Source organism: Psychrobacter sp. CAL346-MNA-CIBAN-0220, assembly GCF_040309805.1.
Taxonomy (GTDB): Bacteria; Pseudomonadota; Gammaproteobacteria; order Pseudomonadales; family Moraxellaceae; genus Psychrobacter.
On sequence record NZ_JBEOPF010000001.1, the window covers coordinates 775,366 to 795,331 of the forward strand.

General features: G+C 43.0%; 14 protein-coding genes. 5 read left to right on the top strand and 9 right to left on the bottom strand.

The genetic code is table 11. From position 1 onward, the window contains the following. Nucleotides 1-53 precede the first annotated feature (53 nt). On the top strand, nt 54-170 hold the full coding sequence (locus AAEY88_RS15825; protein ID WP_407074386.1) for a DUF2474 domain-containing protein: 117 nt from the start codon (nt 54-56) through the stop codon (nt 168-170). A gap of 213 nt (nt 171-383) precedes the next feature. Here the strand turns inward: AAEY88_RS15825 and murU are convergent, their stop codons facing one another. Beyond that, nucleotides 384-1,121, bottom strand: a complete 738-nt coding sequence (gene murU, locus AAEY88_RS02960; protein ID WP_350558811.1) for an N-acetylmuramate alpha-1-phosphate uridylyltransferase MurU — start codon at nt 1,119-1,121, stop codon at nt 384-386. A 116-nt stretch (nt 1,122-1,237) separates the two neighbouring features. Beyond that, nucleotides 1,238-2,338, bottom strand: coding sequence for a phosphotransferase (locus tag AAEY88_RS02965; protein WP_350558814.1), 1,101 nt, complete (start codon nt 2,336-2,338; stop codon nt 1,238-1,240). A gap of 493 nt (nt 2,339-2,831) precedes the next feature. Here AAEY88_RS02965 and lptD point away from each other — a divergent pair, with 493 nt between their 5' ends. Both lptD and AAEY88_RS02975 read left to right on the top strand, forming a co-directional pair. Further along, entirely contained in the window at nt 2,832-5,897 is a 3,066-nt protein-coding gene (lptD, locus tag AAEY88_RS02970; protein ID WP_407074388.1) for an LPS assembly protein LptD, read from the top strand. A gap of 207 nt (nt 5,898-6,104) precedes the next feature. Further along, nucleotides 6,105-7,505, top strand: a complete 1,401-nt coding sequence (locus AAEY88_RS02975) for a peptidylprolyl isomerase (protein ID WP_350558820.1) — start codon at nt 6,105-6,107, stop codon at nt 7,503-7,505. A 625-nt stretch (nt 7,506-8,130) separates the two neighbouring features. Here AAEY88_RS02975 and AAEY88_RS02980 read toward each other — a convergent pair. After that, nucleotides 8,131-9,261, bottom strand: a complete 1,131-nt coding sequence (locus tag AAEY88_RS02980; RefSeq protein ID WP_350558823.1) for an endonuclease/exonuclease/phosphatase family protein — start codon at nt 9,259-9,261, stop codon at nt 8,131-8,133. A gap of 389 nt (nt 9,262-9,650) precedes the next feature. Between AAEY88_RS02980 and asd the strand changes: the two genes are divergently transcribed. Next, nucleotides 9,651-10,784 carry an aspartate-semialdehyde dehydrogenase gene (gene asd, locus AAEY88_RS02985; RefSeq protein ID WP_350558826.1) on the top strand — a complete coding sequence of 378 codons (1,134 nt, stop codon included), beginning with the start codon at nt 9,651-9,653 and terminating at the stop codon, nt 10,782-10,784. 107 nt (nt 10,785-10,891) lie between these two features. Here asd and AAEY88_RS02990 read toward each other — a convergent pair whose 3' ends face one another. Continuing rightward, a complete protein-coding gene (locus tag AAEY88_RS02990) occupies nt 10,892-11,482 on the bottom strand; it encodes a heme-binding protein (RefSeq protein WP_350558829.1) in 591 nt (196 codons plus the stop codon). A gap of 385 nt (nt 11,483-11,867) precedes the next feature. Between AAEY88_RS02990 and tgt the strand changes: the two genes are divergently transcribed. Next, complete coding sequence (gene tgt / locus AAEY88_RS02995; RefSeq protein ID WP_350558832.1) at nt 11,868-13,019, top strand: tRNA guanosine(34) transglycosylase Tgt; 1,152 nt, start codon at nt 11,868-11,870, stop codon at nt 13,017-13,019. 124 nt (nt 13,020-13,143) lie between these two features. Here tgt and AAEY88_RS03000 read toward each other — a convergent pair whose 3' ends face one another. The 5 genes from AAEY88_RS03000 to bamA all read right to left on the bottom strand — a co-directional run bounded on the left by AAEY88_RS03000 (nt 13,144) and on the right by bamA (nt 19,956). Continuing rightward, the gene (locus tag AAEY88_RS03000; protein ID WP_350558835.1) at nt 13,144-14,496 is read right to left on the bottom strand and encodes a sodium-dependent transporter; all 1,353 of its coding nucleotides are present in this window, start codon (nt 14,494-14,496) and stop codon (nt 13,144-13,146) included. 281 nt (nt 14,497-14,777) lie between these two features. Beyond that, a complete protein-coding gene (gene lpxA / locus AAEY88_RS03005; RefSeq protein WP_350558838.1) occupies nt 14,778-15,557 on the bottom strand; it encodes an acyl-ACP--UDP-N-acetylglucosamine O-acyltransferase in 780 nt (259 codons plus the stop codon). A 211-nt stretch (nt 15,558-15,768) separates the two neighbouring features. Continuing rightward, nucleotides 15,769-16,275: a 3-hydroxyacyl-ACP dehydratase FabZ gene (gene fabZ / locus AAEY88_RS03010; protein ID WP_350558841.1), complete on the bottom strand. Its 507-nt coding sequence runs from the start codon at nt 16,273-16,275 to the stop codon at nt 15,769-15,771. Between the two features lie 97 nt (nt 16,276-16,372). Then, the gene (gene lpxD / locus AAEY88_RS03015; protein WP_350558844.1) at nt 16,373-17,389 is read right to left on the bottom strand and encodes a UDP-3-O-(3-hydroxymyristoyl)glucosamine N-acyltransferase; all 1,017 of its coding nucleotides are present in this window, start codon (nt 17,387-17,389) and stop codon (nt 16,373-16,375) included. A gap of 146 nt (nt 17,390-17,535) precedes the next feature. Further along, complete coding sequence (bamA, locus tag AAEY88_RS03020; protein ID WP_350558847.1) at nt 17,536-19,956, bottom strand: outer membrane protein assembly factor BamA; 2,421 nt, start codon at nt 19,954-19,956, stop codon at nt 17,536-17,538. Nucleotides 19,957-19,966: the final 10 nt, after the last annotated feature.

Below are 19,966 nucleotides of genomic sequence, written 5' to 3' on the forward strand. Positions count from 1 at the left end.
CTGCCGCAAACCATTGTGGCAGCTCAGTCTAACAAGCAGCAAAAGAGGTCATCATGAAAAATCTTAGTAAAAAAAAATCGCAATGGGTATGGTTTATTGGCTTATATCTAGCAGGTTTTTTGACCATTTTTATTATTGCACAATTGATTAAACTGGCAATGGGTGTTTAAAACACTCGCTTATTAACTTTATTGATCAATAAAAAACCGCAACCTTAATAGCATTATTAGGGCGGCGGTTTTTTATTAATTTCTCATCGTCAAAATCACACCGCTATCTTATAAGTATTTAGATAAAAAATATTCGACTGAGTTATTCACAAGCTCCTAAAGTCGCCACCTATTTGTACCAAATCCTGTTTGGAATGTTTTTTGTAGGATGAACTATAGGCTTTGAGAACCGCAATAATCGTTAGCGCCTTTATTGGCAATAAAAGTATTCACCTGCGTCAAACGCTCAGGCGTGCCCACATCTATCCAGTTATCCGTGATAACTTCTGCGGTCACTTGAGACTTAATCATAGCCTTTTTAAGTAGCGGCCCAAGGGCTGCTGGCTGCCCTGATACCAAGCCATCAACCAAGCGCGGTGACATAACACTAATACCCGCAAAGGTATATTTATCCGCATTGCCAATCGGCTGCTCACTTGCCAAGCCATCATTAACCGCAAAGTCGCCGCCACTATTATGCACTGGATTGTCAGTCAGTAATAAGTGTGCGCGCTGATCGGCTTCCAGCTCATAGTTTTGCAACTGGGCAAAATCATAAGTCGTCCAGACATCGGAATTGACTAAGATAAAAGGCGCGTCTTTTAACTTACCTGTTTGCAAAGCATTAAAAATACCACCAGCAGTTTCAAGTGGCTCATCGTCTTCAAGCGACCAATGCAGGTTTACGCCATATTGCGAGCCATCACCCAAGGTTTTCATCAACTTATCAGCAAGCCATGAGGCATTAATAGTGATATCAGTAATACCTGCTGCTTGTAGCGCCTTGATATGCCAGACAATAAGCGGTTGTCCACCAACTTTTACTAAAGGCTTGGGGGTCTCAAGGGTCAGCGGACGCAAACGCGTACCCTTGCCAGCAGCCAAAATCATTGCTTGCGTTATTGCGGACATGGCCGCTCCTTTTTATCATGTTTGTATAAAGTATTTGTACTTAAAATCATGAAAGATAAAGTTAGTTTCAATATAAAAGTTTGCTTATAATCAGTTACTTATAGCAGTTCAGGCTACTAAGCAAACTTCCGCTGATAAGCTGGCAAGACAGTATTTGTCATCCATTTATTAAAAGGCAATACCGTTTGTTGCATACTATTATTACCATTCTTACCAAGCCATTCCAGCTCAAGGATTAAATCGCGCATGACTTTAGGAATATCAGCCAAATAGCGATTTTTACCATCGCGCTCAGCTAAACGAATAAAAATACCCAAGACTTTTAAATGTCGTTGCACACCCATGACATTGACGTCACTCTCCAGCTGTTCAGCGCTACCTGCTGTTTGTAATTCCGCTTGCTGCTGCAGTTGCCAAAAATTATGAATCCAACTGGATACCTGATCCTCAGGCCATTCCACGTAGGCATCACGCACTAATGATACCAAATCATAGCTATACGCCCCAATAACGGCGTCTTGAAAATCAATCACGCCTAAACGCGAGGGTTCCCTCTGATCTTGCATGAGATTACGGCTGTGATAATCACGATGGACGATCACTTGCGGCTGCGCCAAGATATTTTCTATTAACGCGGCTTTTAGGTTTTCCCAAAGCGCCTTCTCAAGATTGACATCAATAAAAGGCAAGAACCAATCACTAAACAGATCCATCTCGCGAGTCAGTAACGCGGTATCATAATCTGGCAATTGATACTGAGATTTTGCTGTCTCTACAGATATATTTTGCAGCGCAATTAAGGTTTGCATAGCCAGTTGATAATAGTCATTGATTTGCGCTGGCTGGCAACCTACCAATAAGTGTGCAAACTCCACCGTACCAAAATCTTGCAGTACCAAAAACCCTTGTGCCACATCCTGCGCTATCAGCTCTGGTACATTTATCGCAGGCGTCATTAGCTTGGCAACTTTGATAAACTGCTGCAATGCTTCTTGTTCATCAGCAGAATCCATGACAATATAGCGCGCCGTGCTGTTATTATTACCATCTGACAACTGTATGCGGTGATATTGGCGCGCGCTAGCATCACCCGGCAGACTATCAAGAATGAAGTCTTGATTTGCAAATATTTGCTGTAGCCACTGCTCTAACTGTTGCTGGCGAATGCCGACTGTAGAGATACTCGCATCAGGCTTGGACGTTACATTTTCTATCATAAGAGGCACCGCTGGTTAAATATCAATTATCAATCACTAAAATAGTGATAATTCAGGTAGATACTTGCTAAAATGGCAAGTAATTTTAGGGTGTTGGTTATTTTTAATGGTTTTGCCATCACTTTTTAATCGTGAAGTTAAGGTTTAACCTTAAGAAAACACCTTACTACCCCATAAAATTTGATGAATAGTGTAGCTGATTTGATTTTTTTTGACTATGATAAGTCATTAATAGTTGTCAGATGTTCAAATATCCTAACTTATATTATCGTATAGTGGTCGTATGGTTGTTTGTTTACTACCCATCTTAATTTAACAAACGGCTATTAAGCACAGTTATCGTACTATTTATTGTTTTATGTTGGTATGCCAAGCGTGCGTTTTGATATTAATGCTATTTAGTAGAATGCTATTTAATAAGCAAGTTTGCTAACAGATAAACTTACTGAACCCAAATTATGTTCCATTAGGCTCTGCAATCATAGGTGTGCCCTTGTTATATTCTCCGCTTTACCAAAGCATCCGTTTGATTTTATTTGGTGCATTAAGCCTAACCATGAGCGCTGCAGCAGTAGCGAGTACTAACCCGCAGGCAGCTGCCCCTTTAATTTCTGATAGTCCTAATTTTGCAAATGCCAGTACTAAGGTCGTAGACGCTGATAATTTGTATATCAATGAGTCGTCTGTTATTCACGCCTCTACTGATCTTCCAGTAATGAACCCCGCCATTGCAGTGACTGAAATTGCTGAAAGCTCAAACGACCCTGTAGTCAAAGCCTCAGATAATAGTCTCTATGATGATAACGCTGAGGCTAACGGCAGTAATGAAAATAGTAGTGTTACTAAAAATAGTGATGGTATTGATAATAGTAAAGGCTCAAGAGCACGTCGAAACATGGCGTCAGATCCAGCGCTGGATAACAGTCGCCTTGATGTCAGTGATGAAAGTATTCAAGACAGTCTCATGCGCCTAGCAGAATTTTATGAATTGACTCCTGATTCTAAACCCAATACTGACACACCAGAACCACAATCGCTAACTACTGACAATAATACAAACCCTGCTCAGCCGATAATGGATAGTCAGCTACCGCCGACGATTGATAGCCCTGCTACTCGTCAACCTATGCGTAAGCTTGGAACAAATTTAAATCTGTTTCCCAATACCGTAGATAGTGCTCAACGCTGTGAGGGCCAATGGGTTTATCCTAAGCGTAACCCTAATTATCAACGCGCCGTCAATGAAGCCAACGCGACGAATGGACAAGCTCCTACAAATCTGACCGGCACTTCTAATAGCCAAGCCGCGCTATTTACAGAATCGGATTACGGCTATTATGATAATGTTGACTACGCCGAGTTATCAGGTAATGTCATTATCGATCAAGGTACGCAGCATATCGAAGCGGATAAAATTGTGGTGGATTTAACCAGTGGTGTGGTCGGTGCTCAAGGTAAAGTAATGTTTACCGATCAAGCGACTGGCAATATTAACGGGTCTACGCCGCAATCAACAGCTAATAATACGGACACTGTTACCGATAAGGCCTCACAAGGTGGTCTGATTGGCGTCGCTGACAGCTTGGCTTATAGTACTGAAACGGGGCAATCAACCGCTTATGGTGTCGCGTTTGCTAGTGTGCCATTACAAGCGCATGGTTATGCCAAACGTCTTAATCGTCCTGATGAGAGCCAATATGAGCTTGATGAGGTTATGTTTAGTACTTGTCCGCCAACGGATCGCAAGTGGCAGTTAGAAGCCAAAAGCATCAATTTAGATACTGACAGTGGTCGCGGCAAAGCTTATAACACTACCTTTCGTATTGCTGATGTACCGGTATTTTATTTACCTTACTTTAACTTCCCAATCGACAGCCGCCGCAGTAGCGGATTTTTATTGCCCAGCGCCAGTATTGGTAGTGAAAGCGGCCTTGAGATCGACGTTCCTTACTATTTGAACTTAGCACCTAACTACGATGCGACGATCAACACTCACGTTTATACCAATCGTAACCCCATGCTGTCAGGTGAATTTCGCTATCTAACTGAGCAGTACGGCGAAGGTATTTTTAACGGTTCATACTTACCCAATGATAAAGAATACGATGACGAAGATCGCAGTAGCTTTTTTTATGATCATTACTGGTCCTCTAATAGCATTCCACGCTTAAGCGGCGATGCCAAGTACAGCTATGTGTCGGATGCCGACTATCTCAATGACTTTGATACCCTAGGTTTGTCGGACAATACTTTAAATCTGCCACGACGGGCGCGTCTTAACTACTATAACGATTATGTCAGCGGTGAGCTAAAGCTCGAGACTTTCCAAACGCTCAATGCCTTTACCAACAACGGTGAGGCATTAGAAGACAAAGACAAGCCTTACTCGCGCCTACCGCAGCTGAGCTTGGACTATCGCGTGCCTTGGTCAGATACTATCGATATTACCGGTGTTCATGACTCCGCCTACTTTAAAAAATCTATTGAAGATGGCTCAGAGGACGAAAAAAGTGGCCTAAGGGTTTATAACAAACTAAGCGCCGCTTATCCTATCGAGTCTGCTTGGGGCTATGTCAATCCCAAGCTTAGCCTGCAACACCTATACACATCATACGATCAAGACAGCTTAGTGGATAATGCGCTGAATAAAGGAGACGGTAGCCAGTCAGTATTTGTACCCCAAGCCAGTATTGACGCCGGACTACATTTGTATCGTGCTGGCTCACCATTTGGCGCTTTTGACGACACCATGGGTGGTTATCAGCTGCTCAGCCCGCGCCTAAAATATACTTATTCGCCTTTTGAGGATCAAAACGAGCTTCCCAACTTTAATACTCGTATAGCCTCTATTAACTATGAACAGCTGTTCTCGGACAGCTGGTTCTTAGGGCATGATCGCTTGCAAGACTTACATGCCATTACTCCTGGGATTAATTATCGTTACATCGATGCAACGGGTGTGACACGTTTTGATGGTAGCATTGCAGAGCAGTTTTATTATGGCGCTGGCCGTGTCACTCTTGAGGATCAGACTCCTGTCTTTAACACCTCCTCCTCTGGAATGGTCTGGGATACCAGCATTCAACCTTATAACAATGTTTGGGTTGATGTCAGCGGTGCGCTCGATAATAGCTATGATGTAAATTTCATCACCACTGAACTGCGCTATCAGCCATCAGATAATAGCTTGTTTAATGTCGGTTTTGTCAAACGTCAGAGGGATGAAAACACCAATCAGTTGCCATTGTCAGCCTTTACAGCGTCGGCAATTTTTCCTGTTAATAATAATTGGCGGGTGTTAGCGCAAGGACAGTATGATTATCAAAGTGATAGAATGCTCGACGCCTTAGTCGGTGTTGATTATGAAGATTGCTGCTTTGGCTTTGCTGTTTATGGTCGCCGTTACTATAATGACCTAAATGTAAAAGACAAACCCAATCAAGCGATTATGGCAGAGATCAGACTCAACGGACTTGGCAGTGGCAGTAGCCGCTTAACACGCTTGCTCTCGGATAAAATCTTGGGCTTCGAGCCTGTACAAACTGCGTGGAAAGACTAGCGGGCTATTGCCAACAATTAATTGCAAAATCAGTTATAAAACCAACTATTAATTGAACCTAAGTAGTCAAAGTTATAAAGCCAAACGAATAACAGATAACAACCTGACAACATTGAGGGCAACTCTATTTAACTTATGACTATTCAGCTCATAGTGAATACAGTTGTCCAACTACCATCCGATGCGATGACATTGATGAGGAGCATCATGAGATTTTTTTCTTTACGTCAGACCAGTCGCGCTGTACTGCTTTCTATGGGTATGAGTGCAGGCCTTGTGCTGAGCCTCAATGCTCAAGCCGCAACAGTCAAACCTATAGACGTGCCAGCCAATACCCCTACTAGCCAAAATAGCGATACTCGTCTAACCCCTGCTAATAGCACTGATGGTATCATTGCTCTAGTTAATGATAATGCTATTCTCAAAAGCGATCTGATTAATGCGGTGATTCAAACTCAAGCACGGGCGCAGGCCACTGGTGAACCCATTGCTAACTCAGCGCAGCTACAGTCTGAGGTATTAAATGCGCTTATCTTGCGTGAGTTACAGCTGTCATTGGTCAACCGTGTTGGACTCAAACCTGACGAAGCAGCCATTAATCAGCGTCTTACCCAAATCGCTAAGTCTGAAGGTGTCGATAGTCTTGCTGCCCTACAGCAACGATTGGATGCCAATCAAGCGGGCAGCTATGCGGCTTTGCGTGCACAGATTATCGAAGACGCTGCTATTCAATCTTTGCAGCAGCGTCAGATTACCAATCGTGTGCGTATCAGTGAACAAGACATTGAGGCGTTTTTGGCGTCACCTGAAGCTAAGCGTCTCAACCAAAGCGAATATCAAACCATTCACGTTCGCGTCCCTTATATAGATGACTATAGCCGATTGTCCCAAGATCAGCGTGACGAGGCGCTAAAAGTGGCTCAAACGCTACGTGCGCGTCTACAAGCCTCCAATGTCGATGTTGCTGCCATTATAGCCGAAGTCCAAGGCAGCTATCCGATTCCACTACAAGGTGGCGATACAGGATTTCATAAAGCGGCTGCCCTACCTACAGAGCTAGCGAGCGAGATTATCAAGCTTGATGTTGGTGCCGTCAGTGCACCACTCGTGACCCCCGAAGGCATCGATGTAATTAAGCTTGCCGGTAAAAAAGCTAGTGATACGATGATTATACCGCAATGGCACACTCGCCATATCTTAGTTAAGGTCGATGACCTCCAGACTGATGCGCTTGCTGAACAAAAAATTAATGATTTATATGCTCAATTACGCGGTGGTGCTGACTTTGCGGATCTAGCGGCAACTTATTCAGATGATCCAGGCTCAGCAGGACGTGGCGGTGATCTGGATTGGGTCAGTGAAGAAGATATGATTGGTCCTTTTGAGGCAGTTATGAAAAACACTGCAGTCGGTGACTACTCTGCTCCTTTTAAAACTCAGTTTGGTTGGCACATTCTTAAAATCGAAGGCAAACGTCAGCAGGACGTTAGCGACCAATATCGTCGCAACATGGCGCGCCAAGCACTCTATCAACGCTTAGCACCACAAGCTAAAGAAGACTGGCTACAGGAGCTACGGGCTGGCGCTTATATTCAAGTGCTCGAATAGTATTTGTAGATTAATTTAGTAGTGTTCCACTATTTCAATCTACAAATGTGATGTCTGACAATAAAGGGTATAGGCAAATGCGTATGCCCTTTTTGTATCAAGGACAATAGATAAGGTATCTAAATTTGAGCCTTATTTGATGCTTTGTTTAAGAGGTTTTAAACATACACAAATAGACTCAGTGGCTAGTCAAAAAGGTCTCAGGCATGCCGGAAAAAACAGGCAAGGCTTATTATCTCTCGAAAAACATCTATTATGTACCAAACTACGCACCAACTGTATGAAAAATAAACCTCGATAAATTAAACCTTTAACCCACAAGAAAAAACCCGAACCTAGGGCGATTGGTTCGGGTTTTTTGTGCTTCATTATGTTGTTATTATTATTTCTTCCGTAGTGACTTATCCTAAGTCATAAGCAGTAGCCTATAAGACAGTGGGCTGACCTGAGCTTGTATTGCTACTACCTCAACACTGCATCCTTGCTTTTCCTTGTGTTGATGATGGTATTATAGGGTAATTCCATTTAGGTGGATAGACGCTAAAAACCTTATTTGACGTAAGCATTTACTTACATGCATACAGGTAGGTTTGTAGAAAAAGTAGACCTTGTTTTAGTTAACCTATTAACGGTCATTTTGCTTCTCTTCCACATGCTCTTTTGAAACTTTACGCCCTTCTTTTTTACCTGCTTTGATCTTATTTTCTGTCTCTTCAATGTCTTCAGCTTGCGCCGTTGGCGCGTTTTGCTCTTGCTTACTGGTTTCTTCGGGTTCGTATTGTAAGGTAGTCAATACTGGAAAGTGATCGGAGCCGATAGAGGGCATACGTTTGATATCGACGACGGTAAAACAGGTGCTATGGAAGATATGATCGAGTGCCCAACGCAAAACGGGATAATTCACATTAAAAGTATTGATAAAGCGGCGGCCAATACGCGGATCAAGTAGCCCTGAGATACGTTGAAAACGCCGCGTGGTTTTTGACCAAGCCACATCATTGAGATCGCCTGCCAAAATTGCCGCTTGCTCCTGCTCTTTAATATGACGTCCAACCATTAACAACTCAGCATCACGTGTAGTGGACTTATCAGCTTCTGTCGGACTTGGCGGCATCGGATGCAAGCAATAGAGCCAAATAACGCGGCCACTTTGCAGCCGCAATTGGGTATGAATGGAGGGAATATCATCAATCATCAGATATTTAACTTCAGGCTTAATTAGCTCAAGCTTAGAATATAAGTGCATACCATATAAATTATCAAGTGGTACCTTAACGGTGTAAGGATAATCCGGTTCTATTTTGTTAAGCGCGTCTTGCCACTTTTGATCACTCTCAAGAGTAATTAAAATATCAGGCTGATTTTTCCTGACGAGATCAATTAAAGCTTGCGTGTTGTCATTAGTAGTTAGAACGTTTGAGACCATGATTTTAAGCTGACGCTTTGCGCTTTCAGGCCTATTTTTAGCACTTTGCACTTCTTTTTTCCACAGTTTGGTATAGGGCAATACCATTCTAAGCTGAAAAGCTAAGGTGACGCTTAAAGCGATAAATAATAGCCATTGGCCCAGTTGCCATTGCGACCAAAACACTAGCATACCAATCCATGCAATAATACCGAGCACCATAATCTGGATACGTGGAAAGTCGACGCTGCGCACCCACCAGTGATCGAGTGGCAGCCAGCCCCAAATAGTTATAAAGGCAATTAGCCCTGCCAGCAGCTGTATACCATAATATAGTAAAGAGAAATCCATAAGGTGTATTAACCGTTTATTAAATTGATGGCCAAGCCAATGATCAGATTAATTGTCAGTCCAAAATTCAAATCTTCTATTAGCTTAATATGACCTGACAGTAAATACTTACTTTAGCATCTCAAAGCCTTAACGCCTACTGCTCAACTTTGATTATAATGAGCTGCCAGTAAAATATTACAATCTTAGCATCTATATTTAGACTCAAGGATGCCCCGCTCAAATAAACCCACATTCCTTTACTTTGATAACGTAAAGTTATAATCAGTATAGTTAATAGTGATTAAAAAATGAGCAGAATTATTCAAAACGCCTTGCTTTTTATCACTATTCACGGCATTGTTATCGGTCGGTATTGCAACAAACAACTGTAAAAAGGATCGAGATTCATGAGCAATTTAACAGTAGGCTTGGTAGGCTGGCGCGGTATGGTAGGGTCAGTACTGGTACAACGTATGCGTGAAGAAAACGACTTTTCTGGTATCACCCCAGTGTTCTTTTCGACCAGTAATGCAGGCGGCGATGCCCCGAGCTTTGATGGTATCACTACCAGCCAACTGAAGGATGCTCATGATATTAAAGCGTTAGCCGCTTGTGATGTAATTATTACCTGCCAAGGTGGCGACTACACTCAAAAGGTGCATCAGCCCTTGCGCAATAGTGGCTGGAATGGCTACTGGATTGATGCCGCCAGCACACTACGGATGGAAGATAACAGTATCATTATTCTTGATCCGGTCAATCGCAAAGTCATTGATAGCGCCCTTGCAAACGGTAAAAAAGACTTCATCGGTGGCAACTGTACTGTCTCTTTAATGCTGATGGCAATCGGTGAGCTGTTTAACAAAGGCTGGATAGAATGGGTCAGTGTGATGACCTATCAAGCAGCAAGTGGCTCAGGTGCGAACAATATGCGCGAGCTGATCACCGGTATGGGCGTACTGCATGACGCAGTAAAAGATGAGCTGGCCAACCCTGCCAGCGCGATACTTGAGATTGATAAAAAAATTGCCCAAACACAGCGCTCGGACGACTTTCCTAAGCAGTATTTTGGTGTGCCGTTAGCCGGTAGCTTAATTCCTTATATCGACGCGCAGTTAGAAAATAAACAGTCGCGAGAAGAATGGAAAGGTGGTGTTGAAACCAATAAAATTCTTGGTAATAACGCCGAAAACAACATCGCTATAGACGGTATGTGTGTACGAGTCGGCGCGATGCGTTGTCATGCACAAGGCTTAACGATTAAACTAAAAAAGGACATTCCACTAGAGGAAATCGAAGCGGCGTTAAAAAACAGCGGCAATCAATGGTTAGATGTGGTCGAAGATGATAAAGAAGCAACCATGAACCGCTTAACGCCCGTAGCAGTGACTGGCACCTTGACTGTTGCTCTTGGTCGTCTGCGCAAACTTAATATGGGCGGTGAATACTTAGGCGCCTTTACGGTTGGCGATCAATTATTGTGGGGTGCGGCAGAACCTTTACGCCGGATGCTAAACATCATCCGTGAGCAAAAAAACTAAATGGCTTTTTATTAGTAGTCATTTATATTGACATAAAAAAGACAGCCTGTGCTGTCTTTTTTATGAGCTATTTTAGAAAGTTATATATCTTTAAAACCACCAAAATCTTATTTTTGCTTATAGGCAATCATAATCTCATTGCGGCGCATAAACGGTAATGTCCACGGTGGATTGTAACGTGCCAGCTCAGGTGTGCCGATGACCGTCAATTTTTGACTTTGCATCCAGGTACTCAGTATCTGTGTTTTTTCTGCGACTTTTTGTGGGCCAGCAAGTCCCGAAAATTTAATGATCCCATAAGTCTGTACGGGTAGCTTAGTGATAGTAATGTCCGGGTTATTGGGCTTAGGTAGGGTTTGCATAGTATAATGACTGGGCATCACAAATTGTACCCGCCACTTGCCATTATCTTGTTGCATACTTACCGGCGCGGTCATGGCAATTTTTTTTGACTTACTGTTATCAGCGACTTGTGGCTGCATCATCACCGGCGCGGTCATACTAATCTTACTACTAGTGCCACTTGGTGCAGTGTTATTGCCAAATATATAATTGGCTAAGGTTTTAAACCCTTGTCGACTGGCCGCATCTTGATCACCAGTTACCCAAGTTTGAGCAACAAGCTGCGCATCATAACGTCTTAATTCAAAGTCTTCAGTTTGGTTCAAAACGGTGTAGTTAGGTTCTTCAGTAGCCATAGCAACTCCTGGTATCCATAGTAAACTGCCAAGCAATAAGTAAACCCAAGTCTTCATAATAAGCCTCCACAGGAAAGTAGCGATTTTTAACGTGTGGTTTAATAACATTCTGTCCAGTCATGCAGCTGTTTATAAAGTAGTGAGTTGACTGTATATTTTATTAAGACTATACCTTATCAATATTTTAATGCGGTTGTCTGTGCTTTTTAAGTATAAGTTTAGACTTGTTTTCGATGTGTCTGTGCGACAAAACATGACTCAGATTATCTATTATCTACATTAACCCCTATCTACATTAGACATCGTATCAAGAACCGATTCCCAAAAAAATACCTAGCAGTGCTATAATTAGCGCTATTTTCATAGCTTAGATAGCGATTATTATATGCAATTTATATTACATAAGACAGCCAGTGGTGAAAGTCGGGCACGCCGCGGCACGGTTCATCTTAATCATGGCGATGTACAAACACCTGCTTTTATGCCTGTTGGTACTTACGGTACCGTCAAAGGCATGCTACCGCGCGATATCGAAGCCATTGGTGCAGATATTATCTTGGGCAATACCTTCCATTTATGGTTACGTCCAGGCACGGACGTCATCGATAAATTCGGTGGTCTGCACAAGTTTATGCATTGGGACAAGCCGATTTTGACCGATTCAGGTGGCTTTCAGGTGTTCAGCCTAGGTGCTACGCGTAAAATTACTGAAGAAGGTGTGCACTTTAAATCACCTATTGATGGGGCTAAAGTATTTTTGTCACCAGAAAAATCGATGCAAATTCAGTATAGCTTGAATTCTGATATTGTTATGCAGTTCGATGAATGCACGCCCTATCCGGCCACTCATAACGAGGCCAAAAAATCTTTAGAGCTGTCATTGCGCTGGGGCCAGCGCTGTCTTGATGAACATCGAAATCTCAATAGCACCAATGCTTTATTTGGTATCATCCAAGGCAGTATGTATAAAGATTTGCGTCAGCAATCACTGGAAGGCTTGCTCAATATCGGCTTTGATGGCTACGCAATCGGCGGTCTATCAGTCGGTGAACCTAAAGATGAGATGATGGATGTCTTAGACTATATCCCCAATGCCATGCCTGCGGATAAACCACGCTATCTGATGGGTGTCGGTAAGCCTGAGGATATCGTCGAAGCCGTACGTCGCGGTGTAGATATGTTTGACTGTGTAATGCCGACTCGTAACGCCCGCAATGGTCATTACTTTGTCACCGGTAACCTTGATAATGTCGGTGTGGTACGCATTCGTAATAGTCAATACCGTAATGATGAAGGTCCGTTAGATCCAGAATGTGACTGCTACACTTGCCAAAACTTTAGCCGTGCTTATTTATATCATTTGAATAAATGTAAAGAGATGCTAGGTGCACAGTTAGCGACTATTCATAACTTACGCTATTATCAGCGCCTTATGATAGGTATTAGAGAAGCCATTGAACAAGATGACTTCGATGCGTTTGTGAGTGAATTTTATAGCAAGCGCGGTCAAACCGTATCTGAGCTAAATTTACGTTAATGGCTATTGGTTTTTGGAGTATTAACGTCTAAATCCTCAAATACAGATTAAAGAATATAAAAAAGGCTTAAAATAAACTTAAGCCTTTTTTATTGAGCACTATTCTAGTAATACCGACAAATACTTAGCCGAGTAACGTTGCAACAAAAACCGCAATGACCGCGATTGGTGCAACAAACTTAGCAACGATTTGCCATATCTGCCAAGCACCATTAGATAAACCAAGCTCTTGTTGGATGGTATGCTGATCCATTCTCCAAGCAAAGAATATGATACCCGCAAGACCTGTTAGTGGTAATAAGAACTTACTAGTAATTTTATCTAACGCATCGAAAATACCATTGCCCATGATAGTAAAGTCAGCCCATAGGTTAAATGATAATAGTGCCGCTATACCAAGTAACCAAATGACCGTACTAGCAACGATAGTTGATACCGTGCGGCTCATAGCCGTACGCTCTTCTAAGAACTCAACAGTGGGCTCTAGTAACGATATTGATGACGTCACTGCCGCAAAGGTAATCAATAAGAAGAACAAGGTACCAATGATAGCGCCGCCAGCCATACTACCAAAAGCAATCGGTAAGCTGACAAAGATAAGGCCAGGGCCCGCAGAGGGATCAAGACCATTACTAAAGATAATGGGGAAAATGGCCAAACCAGCGGCTAGTGCAATGACCGTATCTAAAATGACAACCGTACGTGCCGTCTTTAGCAAGTTCACTTCACGACCTAGATATGAACCATAAGCGACCATGATGCCCATACCGATAGATAGGGTAAAGAAGGCATGACCTAAGGCTGCTAGCATTACTTCTCCAGTCAGTTTGCTAAGATCTGGGGCAAATAGATAAGTAACGGCTTCAATAAAGCCACCATTTACCACATTGTAACCAACAATGACAAATAGAATCAGGCCTAATAGTGGCATTAGTACTTTAGCCGTAGTTTCAATACCACGGGTCACCCCAATACCAACAATTAAGGCGGTAATAACCATAAATACCGTGTGCCAGATGGTCAGTGTGCCAGCTGATGCTAACATAGCATCAAAAGTAGCTGCGACGGCATCGCCATCTTGTCCTGCAAAACTACCTGTTCCTACTTTGGTAATATAGTTAAGCGCCCAGCCACCGATGACGCTATAGAAGGATAGAATTAAAAATCCCCCTAAAATGCCCGTAGCACCAACAATACCCCAATTGCGTGATTTTCCTTCGCTTACTGCCACATCAGTAAAGGTATTAATCGGGTTTTTTTGCCCACGGCGACCGATCAACCATTCCGCAACCAATACGGGGAAACCGACCAACGCGATACAAAATAAGTAGGCAATAACGAAAGCGGAACCGCCGCTCTCACCAACCATATAAGGAAATTTCCAAATATTTCCTAAGCCCACCGCTGACCCTACTGCCGCCAGCACAAAGCCAAAGCTTGAGCTCCACTGCGCATGTTCTTGTTTATTGTTAACCATTTTACCGTCCTTGTACTTCCCTTACTGTTGCTTGTACTCGCAGCTTATGATCATAAATAGTATTAAAATATTTAAACTATCTATCAATGGGCAATGTGACGTACTCAGCAACATTAAGAAAGAATTGTTTACAATTTTATAGACAATCAGTTTCTGCTAAGCAACCTAAAAAGTCAAGTAGTCATAAATACAAAAAGTCATAACGCTGAGTTATGACTTAATAAGTTTTTGGCAATTTGATAGCTATATTTTTCTTACTACAAAAAGCTATCTAGCAGACCTTAGCGAACAACGCCGCGTTTACTCTGCTGTAATGAATCAATAAGCAGCTGGATTCTGGGTTCAGTGGGCAGTAACTCTTCTTGTAAAACAGTGAGCGCTTGTACCGTCGTTAGCCCGGATCTAAAGATAGTCAGATAAGCTTGTCTTAGTATATCAATGGTCTGCTGAGACCAGTTTTTACGGCGCATTCCCTCGATATTGAGGCCATGCACATGTGCCGGATTACCCGATACCATAGTAAAGGCCGCCACGTCTTTTAAAATTAAGCTGGCGCCGCCTACTAAGCTGTAATCATCGACTCTACAAAATTGATGAATACCGGAGTTGCCCCCAATAATGGTATGGTCGCCAATGGACACATGCCCTGCAATACCCACATTGTTAGCCAATACATTATGATCACCAATTGAGCAATCATGGGCAATATGCGTATTTACCATCAATAAGTTATGACTACCAATCTTAGTTAGCTCTTTATCTTGTGCGGTTCCACGGTGTAAGCTACAAGCTTCACGAATGGTATTATAATCACCAATCTCAAGCCATGTGCGCTCACCATCATACTTTAGATCTTGTGGATCTTCACCAATACTGGCAAACTGATAAATTTGATTGTGCTTACCGATACGGGTTAGCTTAGTCACCACCACATGCCGATGCAACGTGGTGTGTGCACCAATTGTTACCTCGTCGCCAACGATACAATAAGGACCGATAAATGCCGTTTCATCAATCGTAGCGGACGGTGAGATGAGTGCTGTAGGATGGATCTGACTCATAATGGAGGCCTTTGTATCATTTAATGCGAGTAGATGGTAAAGCGAAATACTTATGGTTGATCTGTATGGCTAATATTGGTAGCTTTCAGACCAATAGCTTTAATTTTGATTAAAAATTTCAGCAGTTCTCATTTTTATCATGAGTCATGGCCAATACCAGCTAGATAGACTGAAGCCATAACGCTATTAGCAAGCAATCCGTCTCAGACAATTATTGCTCTTGACGAGCGATCATAACTTGAGCACTGGCCGCGAGCTCATCACCCACATGCACGGTACAATCAAATTTATAAATACCACGCTTTTGCATGACAGTTTTTGCACGGATAATTAGCTGATCGCCGGGAATGACTCGGCGCTTAAAGCGCACTTTATCGACGCCTGCAAATAGATATAAATAGCCATCTTCTGCTGTTAGCCCGGCACTTATAAAGCCCAATACGCCTGAAACCTGCGCCATCGACTCTACCATTAATACGCCTGGCATAATCGGCTCATCAGGGAAATGTCCATTAAAAAACTCTTCATTAATAGTGACATTTTTGATACCAGTAATGCATTCACCGGGTTTACAAGCGGTGATTTTATCGACCAGCATAAATGGATAACGATGCGGCAGATAATGCTTCAGCGTATGATACGTTAATGGTAAGGTCAGGCCTTGCTCAGATAAGGTTTTGATATCTTCATCACTTAAGGTATCAATATCGATGTTCATAACGGGGCTTCCTTGCTTTTATTGCGTGCTGTTAGTGACAATATGTCAGGTGTTAAATTTATTCTTAATAGACTTATAAAATGCTCAAGCTTAGTATTTAGTCGCTACCAAGCTGACGAAAACGCACGGCTGCACGCCTCCATTTAGCGGTTGGCATCGCTGCTGTTCCTGATGAATAGGAGCCGGCTATTTTAATAGATTTGGTTACCATCGTCATACCCGATAAAGTAACATCATCCGTAATTTGGACATGACCATTGATACCGACTGCGCCACCTATAATACAGCGCTTACCAATAGTAGTACTGCCTGCAATACCCGTTTTGGCAGCGATAGCTGTCCCATCACCGATACGGACGTTATGTGCCACTTGTACTAAGTTGTCGATAATAACATGATTGCCTATCACCGTATCATCAATAGCACCGCGATCGACACAAGTGTGACTACCGATACGCACATGATCACCAATAATCACCCGACCAAGCTGTGCAATACGCTCCCAGCCGCTACTGCTAGGATCTTGGGTCGGCGCAAAGCCAAAGCCTTCAGCGCCAATACTAACCCCTGCGTGAAATCTAGCATAATTACCGATAATACAGTCATGCCCTACGACCACGTGCGACTTGATAACGCAATCGTCACCTATTAAGGTATGCGCCTCAATAACCACATGCGCATCAAGACAGCTACGCGCACCAATGTGTACCTGCTCACCAATCACGCAGTACGCCCCAATACTAACATCAGCGCCAATGACAGCACTATCAGCAATTATTGCGCTAGGGTGAATACAACCAGTAGAGAATTTGCGCTCAAACAGCTGACTGCCACTAGCGTAGGCCAGATAAGGCGTTGCTACCACCAGCGCCAAAGAAGTCGCTGGCACTCGTGCCCGGTAAGGCTCAGTAACCAGTACTACCCGCGCCTTACTGCTGGCAAGGTGTGAGATATACTGAGGATCAGCCAAAAAGCTCAGCTGTGTGTGATCAGCGTCGCTTAGGCTACCGACACCTTTTAGGGTGACGTACAGCTGCTCAGCGCTGAACTCAGATTTATTTAATACTGGCTGACGCTGCTCAATTTGGGATATAAGTTGTTCAATCGTTATCATAGCTAAGATTAATATGATTAATAGAAGTAAGGCAGTCGCTAAGCGTAGCTTTCAGCTTAGCGACCAACTAAAATTCAGTAGCAGGCTACTTAATTTAATAGCTTTAAATGACTAAATTAAATTATGCCAATTCAAATTATACTAAATTAAAAAGTGCTACCAATTTGGAACTGTACTTTTTCAGTTTCATCGCCTTCTTTATCGCCAATAGGGACCGCATAACTGAGTGAAATTGGCCCAATAGGCGTATACCAAGTGATACCAGCACCGGCACTAAAGCGCAATTTATTGTCTTGGGTGAGTAAGGGTACATCAGTATCGTCACCACTTAATGGATCAATAAAGGTACGATCTTCCTTATCCGTGGTATCAAATACTTGTCCGCCCTCAGCGAACAGCACCGGACGCACTTGATCTGCCCAGTCGCCTTTAAATGGCATTGGTAAAATCAGCTCGGTACCGAAGCTTACTAAGGCATTACCACCGACTTCTTCGTCTCTGATACTACTAATACCGTCTTTTCTAACAGCATCATAGTAGGACTTAGATCTAGGGCCAAGGGTTGAGGCCTCATAACCTCTTACGGAACCATAACCGCCAGCGTAGAAGTTTTCATAAAATGGCAAATCATTACCATAACCAACCTTGCCGTAGCCGCGTGCAACCCAGTCTTTATAAATGGGATAATATAGGTTGCCACTATAAATCAATTTTTGGTAACTGGTATCACCCAAACCAATAGTAGCATCAACCGTATGGCTCATACCTTTGGTCGGGAATACTGGGCGATCCAAAGTACTATAATCCCAGCCTAATAGAAGGTTATAGGTGCTATAGTCATTTTTAAAGCCAGTACGTCCAGAAAATTCATCAGTAAATTTTTCAAACGTACCACCGTCATCAATCAGCTGCTGAACGTTTGATACGCCAAGAAAGCGGCCACCACGGACTGAGGTGTTATCAATATTTAATCCTGCACTAACGCGTTTGGTTTCATCAACCGGATAACTGTAATTCAGCGTCGCACCGTAGGAGTCGGTCACATAGTTACTGACGTTTCTGTCATCGTACTTGGTCTCCCGATAATAAGCACTAACCCCTTGCGAGACCCCGTTTTCAGTAAAATACGGGTCGGTATAACCTAAGCTGTAAGAGTCGCGAGTCTCTGAACGTGACAAGGCAGCTTTGACCCGATTACCGGTACCCATAAAGTTATTCTGAGTAAGATCCAACTGGAAAGTCACACCACCACTTTGTGAGTAGCCTGCAGCAATGGTCGAGCTACCAGAAGGCTGTTCTTCAACCGTATAATTAACATCAACTTGATCGGGCTGGTTGGGTACGGGCTTGACATCGACATTGACCACTTTAAAAAATCCGGTACGCAGCAGACGTGTACGTGATAGCTGAATGTCCTTAGTAGAAGCAAGAGACCCTTCTAATTGACGCATTTCACGGCGTAGTACTTCGTCCTCGGTACGTATATTGCCACTAAAGTTAATACGACGTACATAAATGGGACGCGCCGGATCAATATAGTAATCGATATTGACGGTTTTGGTTTCATCATCAATGCGTGGAACCGGACGAACTTGCGCTAAATAGTAGCCTTCATTACCATAACGGCTTTTGAGAGCGGCGGTTGTCGCATCAAGCTTGGCTTGAGAATATTGCTCATTTGGCGCAAATGTGACCAAATCTCGTAGTTCATCATCAGCAAATTTAGGCTCACCTAAGAAGTTTATCTCTCCAAATTGATATTGCTCACCTTCACTTAGACTGACTTCAATAAAGACACTGCGCTTATCTTCACTGATATTGAGCACCGCATTATCAACTGAAAAACGCACATAGCCATCATTCTGATACAGCGCCTTTAGATTCTCTAAACTGGCTGCTAGCTTCTCTTTAGCATAACGATCAGATTTAGACAGGAGACGTGTCCACGATGATTCTTTTACCGCAAAGACGTCTTTAATATCAGCATCGCTAAAGTGCTTATTACCAATAATATTGATATCGACAACTTTAGCCGGCTTACCTTCAATAAAGCGCACGTCTAGTTTGACCCGGTTACCATCAAGTACCGTTTGGTCGACTTCAATATTACTATTATAGTAACCTTGGCTGATATATTGCTGCTGAAGCTCATTGGCTACGCCTTGTAGCGTTGATTGCTTCAGTACATCGCCTACAGACAAGCCCGCATTTTTAAGCCCCTGCTCAAGGCCTTCTTTTGGAATAAGCTTATTGCCATCAAAGTTAACCTCAGCGACAATGGGACGCTCGACGACCTCAAAACGTAACTGGCTACCATTAACACGACTTTGAATATTAGCAAAGTTGTCAGTGGCATATAAGGCTTTAATACTTGCTGCAAGGCTACTATCAGTGACCGTCTCGCCCACCGATATAGGTAAAACAGGATAGAGGCTATCGGGGGTTAGACGTTGCAAACCAGTAAAGCCGATATCGGTTACCACGAAGTCCGCGGCTTGTGCCGACACACTCATCATTGCTACAACTAACGGCAACCCAGCCGCGCTCATAAATAAAGGCGTACGCATAAACACTATC